Source organism: Planifilum fulgidum (genome assembly GCF_900113175.1).
Taxonomy (GTDB): Bacteria; Bacillota; Bacilli; order Thermoactinomycetales; family DSM-44946; genus Planifilum; species Planifilum fulgidum.
The window spans coordinates 24877-40472 of the sequence record NZ_FOOK01000013.1 but is presented as its reverse complement, the minus strand read 5'-3'; the positions used below and the strand labels follow the sequence as shown (position 1 = coordinate 40472).

12 protein-coding genes and 11 tRNA genes are annotated in these 15596 nt (G+C 59.9%); all 23 read left to right on the top strand.

The window, feature by feature from the left end; all coding sequences use genetic code 11:
* Positions 1-84: 84 nt before the first annotated feature.
* The 23 genes from BM063_RS08915 to BM063_RS08800 all read left to right on the top strand — a co-directional run bounded on the left by BM063_RS08915 (position 85) and on the right by BM063_RS08800 (position 15522).
* Positions 85-159, top strand: a tRNA-Asn gene (locus tag BM063_RS08915).
* A 100-nt stretch (positions 160-259) separates the two neighbouring features.
* Positions 260-335, top strand: a tRNA-Glu gene (locus BM063_RS08910).
* A 3-nt stretch (positions 336-338) separates the two neighbouring features.
* Positions 339-414: transfer RNA gene (locus tag BM063_RS08905), tRNA-Val, on the top strand.
* 33 nt (positions 415-447) lie between these two features.
* Positions 448-524 (top strand) — tRNA-Asp (locus BM063_RS08900).
* A gap of 13 nt (positions 525-537) precedes the next feature.
* Positions 538-613, top strand: a tRNA-His gene (locus BM063_RS08895).
* A 3-nt stretch (positions 614-616) separates the two neighbouring features.
* Positions 617-691: transfer RNA gene (locus BM063_RS08890), tRNA-Gln, on the top strand.
* A 5-nt stretch (positions 692-696) separates the two neighbouring features.
* Positions 697-772: transfer RNA gene (locus tag BM063_RS08885), tRNA-Lys, on the top strand.
* A gap of 210 nt (positions 773-982) precedes the next feature.
* Positions 983-1066, top strand: a tRNA-Leu gene (locus tag BM063_RS08880).
* A 14-nt stretch (positions 1067-1080) separates the two neighbouring features.
* Positions 1081-1167: transfer RNA gene (locus BM063_RS08875), tRNA-Leu, on the top strand.
* Positions 1168-1223: 56 nt separating this feature from the next.
* Positions 1224-1300, top strand: a tRNA-Pro gene (locus BM063_RS08870).
* 20 nt (positions 1301-1320) lie between these two features.
* Positions 1321-1394: transfer RNA gene (locus BM063_RS08865), tRNA-Gly, on the top strand.
* 137 nt (positions 1395-1531) lie between these two features.
* On the top strand, positions 1532-1993 hold the full coding sequence (tsaE, locus tag BM063_RS08860; protein WP_092038066.1) for a tRNA (adenosine(37)-N6)-threonylcarbamoyltransferase complex ATPase subunit type 1 TsaE: 462 nt from the start codon (positions 1532-1534) through the stop codon (positions 1991-1993).
* Entirely contained in the window at positions 1990-2709 is a 720-nt protein-coding gene (gene tsaB, locus BM063_RS08855; protein ID WP_092038064.1) for a tRNA (adenosine(37)-N6)-threonylcarbamoyltransferase complex dimerization subunit type 1 TsaB, read from the top strand. The genes tsaE and tsaB overlap by 4 nt, the downstream gene beginning before the upstream one ends.
* Positions 2710-2731: 22 nt before the next feature.
* Positions 2732-3259: a ribosomal protein S18-alanine N-acetyltransferase gene (rimI, locus tag BM063_RS08850; RefSeq protein ID WP_092038062.1), complete on the top strand. Its 528-nt coding sequence runs from the start codon at positions 2732-2734 to the stop codon at positions 3257-3259.
* Positions 3183-4214: a tRNA (adenosine(37)-N6)-threonylcarbamoyltransferase complex transferase subunit TsaD gene (gene tsaD, locus BM063_RS08845; RefSeq protein ID WP_092038058.1), complete on the top strand. Its 1032-nt coding sequence runs from the start codon at positions 3183-3185 to the stop codon at positions 4212-4214. The genes rimI and tsaD overlap by 77 nt, the downstream gene beginning before the upstream one ends.
* Before the next feature lie 399 nt (positions 4215-4613).
* Positions 4614-6782 carry an alkaline phosphatase family protein gene (locus BM063_RS08840; protein ID WP_092038055.1) on the top strand — a complete coding sequence of 723 codons (2169 nt, stop codon included), beginning with the start codon at positions 4614-4616 and terminating at the stop codon, positions 6780-6782.
* Positions 6783-7156: 374 nt separating this feature from the next.
* Complete coding sequence (locus BM063_RS18205) at positions 7157-7975, top strand: CAP domain-containing protein (RefSeq protein ID WP_342713746.1); 819 nt, start codon at positions 7157-7159, stop codon at positions 7973-7975.
* 299 nt (positions 7976-8274) lie between these two features.
* On the top strand, positions 8275-8439 hold the full coding sequence (locus BM063_RS17625; protein WP_218154428.1) for a hypothetical protein: 165 nt from the start codon (positions 8275-8277) through the stop codon (positions 8437-8439).
* A 668-nt stretch (positions 8440-9107) separates the two neighbouring features.
* The gene (gene pxpB / locus BM063_RS08820) at positions 9108-9845 is read left to right on the top strand and encodes a 5-oxoprolinase subunit PxpB (RefSeq protein ID WP_342713745.1); all 738 of its coding nucleotides are present in this window, start codon (positions 9108-9110) and stop codon (positions 9843-9845) included.
* Positions 9842-10624, top strand: a complete 783-nt coding sequence (locus BM063_RS08815) for a LamB/YcsF family protein (RefSeq protein ID WP_092038044.1) — start codon at positions 9842-9844, stop codon at positions 10622-10624. Before pxpB ends, BM063_RS08815 begins: the two co-directional genes overlap by 4 nt.
* A gap of 95 nt (positions 10625-10719) precedes the next feature.
* Positions 10720-11676, top strand: coding sequence for a 5-oxoprolinase subunit C family protein (locus BM063_RS08810; RefSeq protein WP_092038041.1), 957 nt, complete (start codon positions 10720-10722; stop codon positions 11674-11676).
* 64 nt (positions 11677-11740) lie between these two features.
* A complete protein-coding gene (locus BM063_RS08805; protein WP_092038039.1) occupies positions 11741-13552 on the top strand; it encodes a S9 family peptidase in 1812 nt (603 codons plus the stop codon).
* Between the two features lie 212 nt (positions 13553-13764).
* Positions 13765-15522 (top strand): hypothetical protein, encoded by a 1758-nt coding sequence (locus BM063_RS08800; protein WP_092038034.1) that lies wholly within the window; start codon positions 13765-13767, stop codon positions 15520-15522.
* Positions 15523-15596: the final 74 nt, after the last annotated feature.

Below are 15596 nucleotides of genomic sequence, written 5' to 3'. Positions count from 1 at the left end.
GGCGATCGGATCGCGATCGCGGGGTGTCCGATGGGAAAAGCCCTTGCAAACCGGACAAAAATCTTGTATAATCATCAGTGTCGTTCCTCCGTAGCTCAATGGTAGAGCGCCCGGCTGTTAACCGGTAGGTTGCAGGTTCGAGTCCTGCCGGAGGAGCCAGAAAAGCTCAAGCGGCTGAAGGAGCGGCCTGTCGGGACTGGAGACGCAGGTCCCGCGGAGATTCAAATCCCGCTCTCTCCGCCGGAATGTAAAAACTCATGGCCCGTTGGTGAAGTGGTTAACACACCAGCCTTTCACGCTGGCATGCAGGGGTTCGAATCCCCTACGGGTCACCACGTGGACGGTTAGCTCAGCTGGGAGAGCACCTGCTTCACACGCAGGGGGTCGGCGGTTCGAGCCCGTCACCGTCCACCATTTTTGTGGAGAGGAGATTCCTCTCCCGGACGCGGAGCTGTGGTGTAGAGGCCTAACATGCCTGCCTGTCACGCAGGAGATCGCGGGTTCGAATCCCGTCAGCTCCGCCAATTTCTCTTTGTGGCGACCATGGCGAAGTGGCTAACGCACCGGATTGTGGCTCCGGCATTCGTGGGTTCGATTCCCACTGGTCGCCCCACATTGGGGAGTAGCCAAGGGGTAAGGCAACGGACTTTGACTCCGTGATGCGTAGGTTCGAATCCTACCTCCCCAGCCACGCGCGAGCCATTAGCTCAGTTGGTAGAGCACCTGACTTTTAATCAGGGTGTCCCAGGTTCGAGTCCTGGATGGCTCACCAAAAGAAACAGGACTCATCCTTGTCGGTTGCGCGAGGAGTTCCCGTCGGGGCGCTCCTCGCGCGGCGTTTTGATGAGGGTGGTATTTTCTCCGAAGGATTTGAAAAGAAAATTCTCTTCGGATCCCTTGACAACCGGTCCCATACCGTGATATGATTATCTCCGTCGGCAATGAGGCGCACCCGTGCTGGCGACGGAACCGTTTATCCCGTGCGGGTGTGGCGGAATTGGCAGACGCACTAGATTTAGGATCTAGCGCCTTTGGCGTGGGGGTTCGAGTCCCTCCACCCGCACCAATACGGAAGTTCATGCGGTCGTGGTGGAACTGGCAGACACGCTATCTTGAGGGGGTAGTGGCCGTAAGGCCGTGCGAGTTCGAATCTCGCCGACCGCACCAGATTTTCCTGCGGCCCCGCCGGCACGGGGCCGGCGATATCCTTCATCGGATGGTTTCGGGGTGTGGCTCAGCTTGGTAGAGCGCCTCGTTCGGGACGAGGAGGTCGCAGGTTCAAATCCTGTCACCCCGACCACTTCCCTCCAATTTGATCGCGCGGGTGTAGTTCAGTGGTAGAACACCGGCCTTCCAAGCCGGATGCGTGGGTTCGATTCCCATCACCCGCTCCACGGACGGATCGCAGCGTTCGGCTGCGGTCTTATTCTTTTCTATGGGAAAAATGGTAATGGCCGCGGCAAGTATCGCGTTCCCCCGAGGGATGGCCGCATCCCTTTCGAGACGACCGTTATCAGGGCGGGTGATGGTCATGCAGGAAGCTTGTCGGTTTGTTTCGAAAAATGAAGAAGAGACGCGGCGGCTGGGCGTCCGCCTGGCTGAGCTGCTGGAGCCCGGCGATGTGCTGGCCCTCGTGGGGGATCTGGGGGCCGGCAAAACCACCTTCGCCCAGGGAATCGCCAAGGGTCTCGGGGTGGAGGAAGCGGTGGACAGCCCCACCTTCACCATCATCAAGGAATACCGCGGCCGTCTCCCCTTTTATCACATGGATGTGTATCGCCTGGAATCCCCCGATGAGGATCTGGGGTGGGACGAGTTTTTTTTCGGGGACGGTGTCACGCTGGTGGAATGGGCCGACCGGATCAAGGAACTCCTTCCCGATCACACCGTGTGCATCGCTCTCACCGTCGGGGAGACCGGTGATCGCCTGATCACTTTTGCTCCGGACGTGGAGCGGGTGCGCAGGCTTTGCAGGGAGTTGAGGCGGGAATGAAGGTCTTGGCCATCGACACCTCCACGCTGGTGATGGGGGTGGCCCTGCTGGAGGAGGATCGCATTCTCGGCGAGGTGACCACCAATCTGCGCAAGGATCATTCGGTCCGGCTGATGCCTATGGTGGCCCGCCTGCTGGAGGAACTGCGGCTCACCTTTTCCGATCTGGATCTCATCGCCGTCGCCGCCGGCCCCGGCTCCTACACCGGAGTGCGAATCGGCGTGACGACGGCCAAAACCATGGCCTGGAGCCGCAACCTTCCCCTGATCGGCATATCCACGCTGGCGGTCCTGGCGATGAACGGGATGCGGTTTGGCGGGAAGATCGCCCCCCTGTTTGACGCCCGCCGGGATCGAATCTACACCGGTCTGTTTCAGGGGGGCGAGTCCGGGGAAGTGCGCCCCGTAAAAAAGGAGCGGGTCGTTTCCGTCGACGAGTGGCTGAAGGAACTGGAGGGGGAAGGGCCGGTCCTGTTTTTGGGGGACGATGTCGACCGCTTCCGGGAACGGATCAGGGATGCCCTCGGGGAAAACGCCTTTTTCGGATTGCCTCCGGAAAACATTCCCCGCGCCTCTTGTCTCGGCCGCCTTGCCCTGGAGCGCTGGAAAAGGGAAGGAAAGGGGGAAGGGCCGGATTTCGCCCCCAACTACCTGCAGCTGGCCGAGGCGGAGGTGAAATGGTTGTCCCGCCGGGGAAACGGGAAAAGTACGGAGTGAAAGGAAAACGGAGTGAAACCCGATGGATCGACCGCATATCGTGTTCCGGCCGATGAAATTGTCCGACCTGCCGGTGATCATGGAGGTGGAGCGGGCATCGTTTCCCACGCCGTGGCCGCGCCAGGCTTTTTACAACGAATTGGTTCACAATCGGTTCGCCCGGTACTCCGTGATTCAGGTGGACGGCCGCGTGGTCGGGTATTGCGGTTTGTGGCTCCTCCTGGACGAGGCCCATATCACCAATATCGCCATCCATCCCAACTTCCGGGGCCGGGGATTGGGCAAAGCCCTCCTTTCCTATGTGATGCGCCAGGCCAAGGAATGGGGGGCGGGCAAAATGACCCTGGAAGTGAGGGTCTCCAATAAGATTGCCCAGCGGCTGTACAAGAAAATGGGCTTCGAGCCTTCGGGAATCCGCCCCCGCTACTACACCGACAATCAGGAAGATGCCATTATCATGTGGGTGACGTTGCATGGAAACGACGAAAAAACACGGCAATCCCCCGATCAAGGGGAAATGCCTGGTTCTGGGAATCGAAACCAGCTGTGACGAGACATCGGCGGCGGTGGTGGCCGATGGCAGAGAGCTTTTGTCCAACGTGATCTCCTCCCAGATGGATCTTCACCGCCGGTTCGGGGGAGTCGTTCCCGAAGTGGCTTCCCGGCGCCATGTGGAACGGATCACGGCGATTCTGCAGGAGGCCCTGGACCGGGCCGGGGTGCGGCTCGGGGATTTGTCCGCCGTCGCCGTCACCCAGGGGCCGGGACTGGTGGGAGCCCTTCTGATCGGCGTCTCCGCGGCGAAGGCCCTTTCCTTCGCCGCGGGCATCCCGCTGGTGGCCGTGCACCACATCGCGGGACATATTTACGCCAACCAGCTGGTGGAACCCCTTCGTTTTCCGCTGGTGTCGCTGGTCGTTTCCGGTGGCCACACCGAGCTGATTTACATGCCCGCCCACAACCGGTTTGAACGGTTGGGAAAAACCCGCGATGATGCGGCCGGCGAGGCCTACGACAAGGTGGCCAGACTCCTCGGCCTTCCCTATCCCGGGGGACCGCACATTGACCGGCTGGCCCGGGAGGGAAAACCGGTGTATTCCCTGCCGCGGGCGTGGCTGGATCGGGACTCCCTGGACTTCAGCTTCAGCGGCCTGAAGACGGCCGTGGGCAACCTGATCCGGCAAGAGGAAAAGGCGAACCCCGCCGATGTGGCCGCCAGCTTTCAGGAAGCCGTTGTGGAAGTGCTTACGGAAAAGGCGATCGCCGCCGTCAAGAGAACGGGGGTGACCGAGTTGGTTTTGGCGGGAGGGGTTTCCGCCAACAGCGGCCTGAGGGAATCCTTGGCGAAGCGTTGCGCCGAGGAGGGGATCCGATTGCGGATTCCGCCCCCCGTTCTGTGTACGGATAACGCGGCGATGATCGCGGCGGCCGGGACGTATCGCCTGTGGGACGGGCAAACCGCCGGCTTGGATCTGAACGCCGCGGCCAATCTGCCGTTGGGGTAGCCGGCAACACCGGTGATGGACGGCACTGGGCTTCCGGCAGGTTTTTTCGAAAGTCTTGTTCCACCGAAAGGTGGATTTTTTTTTGCCCTTTCAGGGTTTTGTGGATATTGTGGACATTGGTGTGGATATTTTCGTGGATAATTGAAGGCGAAGCGGCGGGCTTCGGTCCCCATCTTCCCCCTCGTTGTGGATAAAGCGGTCTTCACTGTCCACATCCCCCGCTGATTGTGGATAAAATTGTTGATAACCCTGTGGATGCGGCTGTGGATTTCGCGACGGATAGAGACCAAAGGGAAGGGTATTCTAGGTAGTGTCCGATGAATGTCCGGCCCGTGATGGACGTGCGGATGATCTCTGTGCAAACCGGATCGGGCGTGTTGCCGAAGCGGGGAATGCGGTGTGCGGATCCTTTGGCTGATTGCGTTGGTGACGCAACTCATCTGGTCGGTTTCCTGCGGTGCGGTTCGGGCTGAGGAGGCCGATTCGCCCCGTCAGATTTGGATGATCATCATCAACGGCCTGACGCTGTCCGACCTGAGGGAGGAGTCCCTTCCCCATTTTCGCGCTCTCTTGGAGCGGGGAGCCGTGGCCGGGATGAATCTCAAGACCGGCAAAAGGGAATGGGATGCCCATATTTACGCCACCATGGGGGCGGGGACGCGGATCTCCGCGCCGACGGATGCGACCTTTTACCAGACGGGGGAACGGATCGACGGGGAGCTGGCGGGAGATCGTTACGCCATGCGTACGGGTTTAATACCGCCGGATCGGGCGGTGGTTTATCCGGCGGTCCACCGCTACATAAGGGAGAATGAAGCGGGAAATTATCGGATGTCCCCCGGCGCCTTGGGGGAAGCGCTCCGCCGGGCGGGACGGAGCACGGCGGTGCTTGGCAACCTGGATGAAGGGGAGACGGCCGTGCGCTGGGCCCCCTTTCTGACCATGGACGCCCGGGGGATCACTCCCGTGGGGAGCATCGGGCGGGAAACGCTGCTCGTCGATTCCCGCCGCCCTTTCGGCGTGAAGACGAATTATTCCTATTTGCTCGACTGCCTTAAGAAATGGAAAGCTCCCTCCCTCGTCGTGGTTGAGCTTGGGGATCTCTACCGGTTGGACCGCATATCCGCCGAGATGGCCACCGATCGTTATCGGGCGGTCCGCCTGGAAGTGCTGAAGGAGATGGACCGCTTCCTGGGGCGAGTGATGGCGCTCTTGACGCCGGAGCGGCAATTGGTGCTGGTATCCCCCGGATCATCCGCCGACCCCGGGGGAAAGGAAGTGCTGGCGCCGCTGATCTGGTATCGGCCCGGGGGCGAACGCGGCCTTCTTTATTCCCCCACTACCCGGCGGGAGGGCCTCGTCAGCAACGTGGACCTGGCCCCCACCGTCCTCGACGCCTTCGGCATCCCGCTTCCGGACCCGATGCTGGGGCGGCCGATGCGGGTGGTCGACGGATCGATCGATGAATTTTTCCGGGAAATGGAGCGCGTCCACACGATTTACGGGATGCGCGCTTCAGTCATTTCCGCCTTTATCGTGTTTCAGATTGCCGTTTTGCTCAGCAGTCTCGTGATCCTTTGGCGCAGATGGCACCGTTTTTGGGAAGCGATCCAGGGCCTGTTGATCGCCATGCTTGTTCTCCCCTTTCTTCTCCTTTTGATTTCCGGGGCGTCGATTCCGCACACCTGGGGGTTTCTGTTGACGGTGGGGACCCTCGCCCTGTTTTTGACGGCGGCATTGCGGCGGCTGCCCGTTGTCCCCCTGCTGTTGGCGTTGGGGATTTTGGGATGCGTCCCGGTTGTCCTCGACGGGATCTTCGGGGGGACGCTGATTGAAAAATCCTTTCTCGGTTACGATCCCATCAAGGGAGCCCGCTATTACGGAATCGGCAACGAGTATATGGGAATCGTTCTCGGTTCGGCCATTCTGTCCTGTGCCGCCTGGCTGGAGCGCAGGCAGGGCGGGAGCCGGTTGCCGGTGGCCCTTTTCTTTTTGGCGTTGGTCTTCTTTTTTGCGGCTCCCTTCTGGGGGACCAATGCGGGAGGAGCCCTGGCCTCCGCCGTCGGTTTTGGCACCGCTTATTTTCGGTTTTTCCGCCGGAATCAACAAGAAAAATGGTATTGGATCGCCCTGGTTTTCCTCTTTCTGGGGGCGGGACTTTTGATCGGAGTGAATTTGCTGTTTGACGACCAACCCTCCCACATCGGCCGGGCCCTTTCCTACCTGATGGCGGGGGATGTGGATGAGATCGCCCATATCATCATGCGCAAGCTGGAGGTTAACCTTCGCCTGTTGCGCGTCTCTTCCTGGGGGAAGGTGCTGCTCACCTCCCTGTTTGTCCTGACCCTCATTTCGTACCGACCGTTCCGGGGATTGAAGTGGATGAAGGAACATTATCCGAAGCTGTACAACGGCTTCGCTTCCATCGGCGCAGGGGCTCTTGCCGCCCTGGCCCTGAACGATTCGGGGCTGGTCTCCGCCGCGACGGCCATCATCTACGCCGTCGTCCCGTTCCTGATCATCGCCTTCCGGGAGTGGTCCGTTGCGAAGGAGGGAAGAGGCGGGTGATCGGCCGGAGAACCGCGGGGGTCCGGTCCTGAAGGGAGAATGGGCCGCAGCTCTTCTTCCGCAAGTCCCTCCCTGGAAGACGAAGGCGTCCGCTTGGACAGGGAGCGGCCAGGGGGGTTGTGCTTTTTCCCTGCGGTTTCGCCAATCCAAAACCTCAGGTTCAATCCGGGCGCCAAGCGGAGCGGATCCCGGCCCCAAACCGACGTCATTTATAGGAAATTTTTCTTTTTGCGAACCTTTCATTCGGTTGCCACCGTTTTTCCTAGTGAAGAAGGAGGATTCATTTTTCAAGAGATGGCAAATTCCATGGAAGGAGGAGTTCCCGTTTGCATTCCCGCCTCAACGGACCCCTGCCTCCCAGGAGAACCAGACGAGTGCAACGAAGGCGGAGACGATTCCCCGTATACGGGTTGATCACTTTGGTCCTGTTCCTTTGCTCGGGGATGCTGTACGCCCGGGCAGCGGATGTTTTCTTTGAAAAGGAAAAACCTTCCCAAGCCGCGGAAGCTTCCGGTGATCTCGCCGCCCTGCCGGGCTCTGCGGATCCGGAGGGAATTTCCGGCGACGAAGACATGGAACTGACGCAGGAAAAGCCGGATGAAAGCGGCGAGAAGCCGACGAAGGAAAAAGCGAAGGGCGACCGCGAAAAGGCCGAGAGCAAAAAGCCGGAGAGGGAGAAACCCGGGAAAGAAAAGCCGAATGCGATTCCTGCCGGAAAAAAAGAGGAACGGCCCTCCACAGCGGCGACCGGCCGGGTGAATCCGCCGCAACCCTCCGTTTCCAAGACCGACCATCCTCCGGGTGCCCTTTCGGCCTTCGAAAGGGAAGTGGTCGAACTTGTCAATCGGGAACGGGCCCAACGGGGGCTGGCGCCTTTGAAAGTGGATGTCGAATTGTCCCGCGTGGCCCGCGTCAAATCGGAGGACATGCGGGACAACGGGTATTTTTCCCACGAATCCCCCACCTACGGCTCTCCCTTTGACATGATGAGGAAGTTCGGCATCCGGTTCCGGACGGCAGGCGAAAATATCGCCGCCGGCTATCCGACGCCGGAGGAGGCGGTCAAAGGATGGATGAACAGCAGCGGTCACCGCGCCAACATATTGAGTTCCCAGTTCACCCACATCGGAGTGGGTTACGCCAAGGGAGGCCCTTACGGACATTATTGGACACAGCAATTCATCGGCAAGTGATGCGTAAATCCGCCCGCGGGAAGATGTCCCGCGGGTTTTTTCGTCGGGGATCGCGCCCGCGTGCCGATCAGAGGTAAGCGGGCGATCTTGAAAGGATATGGAAATTCTATGAACGGGGGATTTATTGTGAACAATATCACATAATGAATTTCCCCAATTCCCTTATCATGTAGTTAAGAACACGTAAATTTCCCGGTTTTTTGGCGTTTGAGATGAGGATGGGGAGTTTAAGTATGTGATAAATATAACAAATGGAGGGGTTCTGGATGCTTTCTCCCTGCTGCAGCGAGAGGATCAGGGTGGAGTTCCACGAAGAGTATTATCACTGCTGTGACGACGGTTATCCGCTCAAGGTGCCGTATCTGGTTTGCACCAAATGCGGAAAGGGTTACGCCCCCCGATATACGGCGGATGAACAGAGGGAATTGATGGAAGGGAAACGCGCCGGTCGGATGGCATCGTGAAAGCCGGTTGAAAAAAGGACTGGAAGGTTCGCCGCATTCCCCCTTCGCGCCGCCCACAGCGGCGACCGGCCGCCGAGGCGGACCTTGCGTTTGCAAGCCATTCCCGCACATTTTTCGGACGAAGAACGTCTTGCGCTGGCGAATGTGGGGAATGGTTTTTTTGATTGTTCATATCCCCAATTTTTTGTTAACCGGGACAGGGATGTGGATTGGAGAATCACCTTCCACTTGGATGATGACGGCGCCATTGTGCTCCGCAACTGTGGCCGCCACGACCCAACACTAAGAAATCCGTAGCGAGAAGGACCGGTGAAGCCGGCCTTTTTTACTGCGTTGCATGCGGCGATCCGGAAGATGGACGGCGCCGGCTGGAAAGGAACCGGTGGGGTTTTTTACGGCATCTTAGGCCGGGCATTCCGGTTTTGTGACCTCATCCGTCCGCTGGCGGGGGATAATACAGGGGAAAAGATAATCGGCAAGTTGATTTGGCGGGATTCATAAAGAATTTACAGATTGCTCTCCTTTGAAGGGGAAAGGGAATCACAGAGAAAAGTAGAATCAATGAAACGTGTTCGCGGGATTGCCGCCGCGCAGGTCGGAGGGTTTTCCGTCCGCGGCGGTTGGCCCGCGGGCTGTCGGGGCCATTTTCGAAAGGGGGAGAAAGCGCGGTGATCCTGTCCGTGAAACCGCTGGGAGATACGGCGGTGACGGTGCGGCTGGGGGATGCGATTCACCCGGACGTTCACCGCAGGGTGCGCGGCTTTTGTCACCATCTGGAGAAGAATGCTCCTCCCGGCGTTGTTGAATGGGTGCCCGCCTATGGATCGGTCACCGTTTTTTATCGACCCCATGTGATTCGGTATAAGGAGCTGGCGAAGCGCTTGTCGGACCTGGCGGCCGATCTGGACCGGGTTCGGCTTCCTCCCGCGCGGCTGGTGGTGCTGCCGACGGTGTACGGCGGGGAGTGGGGGCCGGATCTGTCCTTCGTGGCGGAGCATAACGGACTGACGCCGGAAGAGGTGATCCGCCTGCACAGTGGACGCGATTATCTCGTGTACATGATGGGCTTTGTTCCGGGATTCCCCTATCTGGGCGGGATGTCGCGGAAAATCGCCGCGCCCCGGCTGGAGCGTCCGCGTTCGCGCATTCCGGAGGGATCGGTGGGGATCGCCGGAAACCAGACCGGCGTGTATCCCCTGGAGACGCCGGGGGGCTGGCGGTTGATCGGACGGACCCCCGTCCGGCTCTACGATCCGCACCGGGAGGAGCCGATCCTGCTCCGGATGGGGGATCGGCTCCGCTTTCGGCCGGTGGGTGAGGAGGAATACCGGGAGATCGAGGAACAGGTGCGCCGGGGGACATATTTGGTGGAAATCCGGGATTGCACGGAGGGAGAAGAAGCATGAGCCGTTGGATGGTGGACTTGAATTCGGATCTGGGAGAGAGTTTTGGCGCCTACACCCTCGGCAGGGATGAGGAGGTACTCCGGTTTGTCACGTCCGCCAACATCGCCTGCGGTTATCACGCCGGAGACCACAACGTGATGGGGCGCACCGTGAAGGCCGCCGCGGAGAAGGGAGTCGGACTGGGAGCCCATCCCGGTCTGCCGGACCTTTTGGGATTTGGCCGCCGGCGGATGGAGGTGGAGCCGAAGGACGTCTACAACATGACGCTGTATCAGGTGGGAGCTCTCGCCGCCTTTGCCCGCGCCTGCGGAAAGCGGCTGCAACACGTGAAGCCCCACGGCGCCCTGTACAACATGGCCTGCCGGGACAGGCGGATTGCTTCCGCCATTGCCGAAGCGGTGGCCGCCGTCGATTCCGGACTGATTCTGTTTGGGCTCGCGGGAAGCCGCCTGGTGGAGGCGGGAAGGGCCGCCGGGCTGACGGTGGCGGAGGAGGTGTTTGCCGACCGGACGTACCAACCGGACGGCACGCTGACCCCCCGCACCGATCCCCGGGCGATGGTCCGCGATCCGGAGGAGGCGGTGAGACGGGTTCTTCGCATGGTAAAGGAGAGAAAAGTCACCGCCGTGGATGGGACGGAAATTTCCATCCGCGCCGACACCGTCTGCGTGCACGGGGACGAACCCCAGGCCTTGGCCTTCGCCCGTCGGCTCCGGGAAGCGTTGCAGTCGGAGGGCGTGGAGATCCGAAGGGTCGGCGAGTGGCTGGGTCCGTCCTGATCCGGGCCGGAGGGGCCGGGAAGTAACGAAGCGGCCTCCCTGCCGGCATCCGACAGCCTACCCCTTTGACCCGAGAAAGGATTGGATCGGAAACGATGAAACCTGCGCTGAAAGTGTTGAAACCGGGACTGTTGACCACTGTGCAAGACTTGGGACGAATCGGATTCCAGCACACCGGCATGGTGGTGGCGGGGGCGATGGACGCCTTTTCCCTGCAGGTGGCCAACTGCCTCGTGGGCAACCGAAGGGGGGAGGCGGGACTGGAGATGACGGTGATCGGCCCTGAACTCAAGGCATTGGATGATATCGTCGTTGCTCTGTGCGGGGCCGATCTGGGGCCGACGGTGGACGGCGTTCCCGCCCCCCTGTGGAAAAGCTTTGTGCTGGAGCGGGGCAGCGTTCTCCGCTTCCGGGGCGCGCTGAGCGGAATGCGGGCTTATTTGGCGGTGGCCGGCGGGATTTGCGGTGAAAACGTGATGGGGAGCAAATCCACCTATGTCCGGGCGAAAATCGGAGGCATAAAGGGAAGACCTCTCCGTCGGGGGGACGTCTTGGAGCGGGGAGAGGGAGGAGCGGCTTCCCGCCGCATTGGCCGGAGCCTTTCCGCCGATTGGATCCCCGGATGGAACAGGAAGGAAGAAGTCCGCGTCATTCTCGGTCCCCAGGAAGAAGCCTTCACACCCAAGGGGATCCGGACTTTCCTCGGGAGTGAATATCAGGTGACGGCCCAGTCCGACCGAATGGGAATCCGCCTGCGGGGACCCGAAATCGAACACCGGGAGTCGGCCGACATCCTTTCCGACGCCGTCTCCATGGGCGCGGTCCAGGTGCCGGCGGACGGTCAGCCGATCGTTTTGATGGCGGATCGTCAGACGACGGGAGGCTATGCCAAGATTGCCGCCGTGATCTCGGTGGATCTTCCGAAACTGGCCCAACTGCCCCCGGGCGGTCATGTCTCCTTTCGGGAGGTCGGCATCGAGGAAGCCCAGGAGCTGGCCGTCCGGCAGGAACGTTTTTTGCATAAGCTGGAAACGGCGGGAAGAAGCGGGTGAGAAGAGCGGCAGTGGCGCCCGATCCCGTCCCTCGCCGATTTCCGGGAAGGAGAGGAGATGTTTGATGTTTTCGTTTCCCAAGCCTGCCGCGGAGCAGTTTTTCCGCACCTTCGACATCACGCTTTTCGCCGTCAGCAAGGACGAAAAACAGCTCGTCTTCGCCGGCAATCTGGGCGGAAAATTCAATCTGTGGGCCATGGACCTGCCCCGAACATATCCTTATCCGTTGACATCCGTCGATCAGGACGTGGGATATGTCCTGATCGATCCGAAACGGCGCTTTATCATCGCCGGTTTTGACCGGGACGGGGACGAGAACTTCCACATCTACGCACTGCCGCCGGAAGGGGGAAATCCCCTCCCCCTTCTGGAACCGAAGGCGAGGGAGAAATTTTTTGCCGTCCATCTGTTGGAAGACGGGGAGCGCATCTACTACCACACGAGCCGGGGGAATCCCACTTATTTGAATATTTGCCGCTACGATTTGGCGAAAAGGAAATGCGAAACCCTGCTCGTCGGCCAGGATGCCCCGGTACATTTGCTTGCCGCAAGTCCGAAGGAGACCGGTTTCGCCTGGGTGAAGTTGCTCAGCAACACGCACCAGTGCGGCTTTGTCAAGAAGGGGGAAGAGGCGGTTTCCCTCACGCCGAATCCGGAGGAGGCGCACATCGTATCCAGCATCGTCTACACGAGTGAGAATCATTTGTATTTTGTGACCGACTACGGCGAAGAGTACGCATACGTGGCCGGCTTTGACCTTGAAAAGCGGGAGTTTGCCCCCGTGGTCACCTTTGAGCGGGAAGAGGCCAGGCATCTGAAATGGCACGCCCCGAGCCGCACGCTGTACATTTCGACCGTCAAAGGGGTGTCGGACAGGCTTTACGCCTTCCGGCCCGATGACCGGACCCTCGTTCCCGTTTCGTTGCCCGTGGACATCGTGGATCAGCTGCACGTCGCCGAGAGCGGCACCCTCTATCTGCTCGGGCGCGGTGCCACTGTTCCCCCGAACCTCTTCCGGAAACGGCCGGGCGGCGGTTGGGAAGCTCTGACGGACAACCGGGTGATGGGCGTTTCCAGAGAGGCCATGGTGGAGCCCGAAGTGGTCACTTATCCTTCCTTTGACGGCCTAAAAATCGAGGCCCTCCTCTTTCGGGCCAAGCCGGAGAGGGCCAACGGGTATGCGATCTTTTGGCCCCACGGCGGTCCCCAGTGGGCGGAGCGCAAGCGGTTCCGGGCCCTGTTCCAGTTTCTCCTCGCACGGGGCTACACCATTTTCGCCCCCAACTTTCGCGGCAGCACCGGATACGGCAAACGCTTCCGCAAAATGGTGGAAAGGGATTGGGGGGGAGGCCCTCGCCTCGACTGTGTGGCGGGGATGGAGTGGCTCTTTCGGCAGGGGATCGCGGAGCGGGATAAGCTGTTTGTCGTCGGCGGCAGCTACGGCGGCTATATGACCCTGCTTCTGGCCGGACGCCATCCGGAATACGTGCGCGCCGCCGTCGACCTGTTCGGACCCAGCGATCTGTTTACCTTTATCGAATCGGTCCCCGATTTCTGGAAGCCGTCGATGAAACAGTTGGTCGGCGATCCGGTGGAAAACAGGGAGAAACTGACGGAAGATTCCCCGATCACGTACCTGAAAAACATGAAGAAACCGATGCTCATCATTCAGGGAGCCAACGATCCCCGGGTGGTGAGGGCGGAGTCGGATCAAATCGTCGCCGCCCTGAAGAAAAGGGGAGTTGGCGTGGAATATCTCGTGCTGGAAGACGAAGGGCACGGATTTACGAAAAAGGAGAACGAGATCAGGGTGTATCGCCGCATCCTCGAGTTTTTGGAACGGCACAGGGGAAGTGAAAGCGGAAAGGCTGTGTGAGCGGGATGGAATCTTTCGCCGGCGCCTTCAGGGCGCCGGCTTTTTCGGGACTTTATGACACCGGAGAACTTTCGCAGATCCTGTTTAAGGGCAAGGTTTTCTTGTATAATTGAAAGAAAGATCTTCATTTTTCATAGGACCTTATATTGTCTGTATTTTCAAGTAATTTCATGGAATTACCATTCGCACCAGATGGAAATGAGGGAGGTCATGTGAAGGAAATTCGCGGGTTTTCTGCGGGAAACCAGCGGTATCGGGTAAAGGACGTGATCCGGTTCGGCTCGAATCAGCTGGTTCAGGCCAAGACGGAGGATGGAACTGTGGTGTATGTGCAGGAGATTCCCCTGCGGAAGCCGCTTCCGTCCCGGACCGCTTCCGCCCTCAAGCTGGATCTTCGCCACGTGCCGTCCATCCTGGATGTGATCTTCGAGAGTCGCAGGGTCAAACTGATTCACCCGCCCCTGCGCGGGGATCCGCTCTCCACCTTGGTCGGCGGGAAAGTCCCGATGAAGCCGTCGCCCGCCCTGGAGATCTGCCGGAAGCTGCTGTCCACTTTGGAGGAGTTGGACAAGCAACCCCTGCCCCTTTCAAGCACCTGTGATCCCCGCAACGTCTATCTGGTGGATGGCGAACCTTATTTTCTCTTTTTATGGATCAAGGGGTATACCGAACCGCCGGAGGAGAAATGGCGTGAACTCCTCTTCTTTCTGTTGACGGGCGAGTTTCCGGAAAAAGGGAAAGCCCCCGAACAGGCCGCCGTTCATGACCGGATTCCCGAACCCTTTCGCCCGTTGGTGGCGGACTTTCTCGACCCCCGATATTCGCGCAGAGACGTTTTGAATCGGGTGAAAGCGGAGCTTCTCCGCATGAAACGGGAGCCGTCGCCGTCCTCGAAGCGGCCCCTTTTGCGCCCGCTGATGCGTCGGAAAAAGGGGATGCTGGCCGCCGCCATCTCCCTCGCGCTGTTGGCCGGAGGGACTTACGGGATATGGACCTTTTCGAGGGATTTGCAGGCAAAGGGGCGGACCGCCCCGTTGGATGAGACGCAGCGGGCGGGCATTGTCTTCGATGATGGGCGGCAGGAGTATGTGTGGCCGGAGACGATTCGGGGAGGTTCCATCATCCGCGGATCCTTCGTCCCCCGGAAAGGCCAGCCCTTCTCGGTGATGCTGACGAACCGGGAATCCGGCAATTCGTACGGTTTTTCCGTGGAGAAGGGACGATTATTGGTTTTGATGTCCAGCCCCGGAATATGGTATTCGCTCGTCGATTCCGAAGGGGCTCTTTCGGTCCGGGACGGAAGCGTGTACAACTTCGAGATCACCTATATTCCCGATAAACCGATCCGCTACTCCATCTGGAAAAAGAATGACACCCGCCGCTGGGTTGCCGTGGGGAACATTCCGGCGGAAAAGAATTTCCGGATCCGTTTTCAGGGGGGAGAGGGAACAAAGCTCCTTCGGTCTGAGGTGATCGCGTACGGCGACAAAGTCTACGAGAAGATTCCGTGGCAGTTGTCCCGGGGGAGTGCGCTGATTCAAGGGGATCGGTGGAAAATGGGGCGCTCCGCGCGGGTGCGGATCAATGCCTCCCCCTTCTCCTTCCGGTTTTTGCGGCCCGAGGGGGATGCGTCCGATCCCCTGCAACTGGTCCTTTCCTCCGGTGAGACGAATCTGGTGTTGGTCTGGGGCAGAGACGGTTACCTGCGTTTATACGAAGATGGCGAAGGGGAAATCGCCGCCTCCCGCGTCGGATGGGATTGGAAACCCGGGATGGAGTCGACGGTTGTCCTCTCCAACGCGCCCGAAGGGCTTCAAATCTCCGTGATGCAGGAAGACCGGAGGCATGTCTGGGTTTATGATGACAGTCCCTTTGAGCTTCAACAGGTGACCGTCGCCGGCGATGACCGTTTGGAGCTGATTCCCTATGATCCGGACCAGAAGGCGGATTCCAATTCCGTTCCCCATTAGAAACGGGACGTGGGCGAACAGGCGGCCGAATCGCCGAAGGGAGTGCGCCGTGGCTCCTCACGGCGCACTCCCTT

Excerpts from the sequence above, each read along its gene's own strand:
- tsaE (WP_092038066.1), top strand. The coding sequence starts at position 1,532 with ATGCAGGAAGCTTGTCGGTTTGTTTCGAAAAATGAAGAAGAGACGCGG.
- tsaB (WP_092038064.1), top strand. The coding sequence starts at position 1,990 with ATGAAGGTCTTGGCCATCGACACCTCCACGCTGGTGATGGGGGTGGCC.
- rimI (WP_092038062.1), top strand. The coding sequence starts at position 2,732 with ATGGATCGACCGCATATCGTGTTCCGGCCGATGAAATTGTCCGACCTG.
- tsaD (WP_092038058.1), top strand. The coding sequence starts at position 3,183 with ATGGAAACGACGAAAAAACACGGCAATCCCCCGATCAAGGGGAAATGC.
- BM063_RS08815 (WP_092038044.1), top strand. The coding sequence starts at position 9,842 with ATGAGCCGTTGGATGGTGGACTTGAATTCGGATCTGGGAGAGAGTTTT.
- BM063_RS08810 (WP_092038041.1), top strand. The coding sequence starts at position 10,720 with ATGAAACCTGCGCTGAAAGTGTTGAAACCGGGACTGTTGACCACTGTG.
- BM063_RS08805 (WP_092038039.1), top strand. The coding sequence starts at position 11,741 with ATGTTTTCGTTTCCCAAGCCTGCCGCGGAGCAGTTTTTCCGCACCTTC.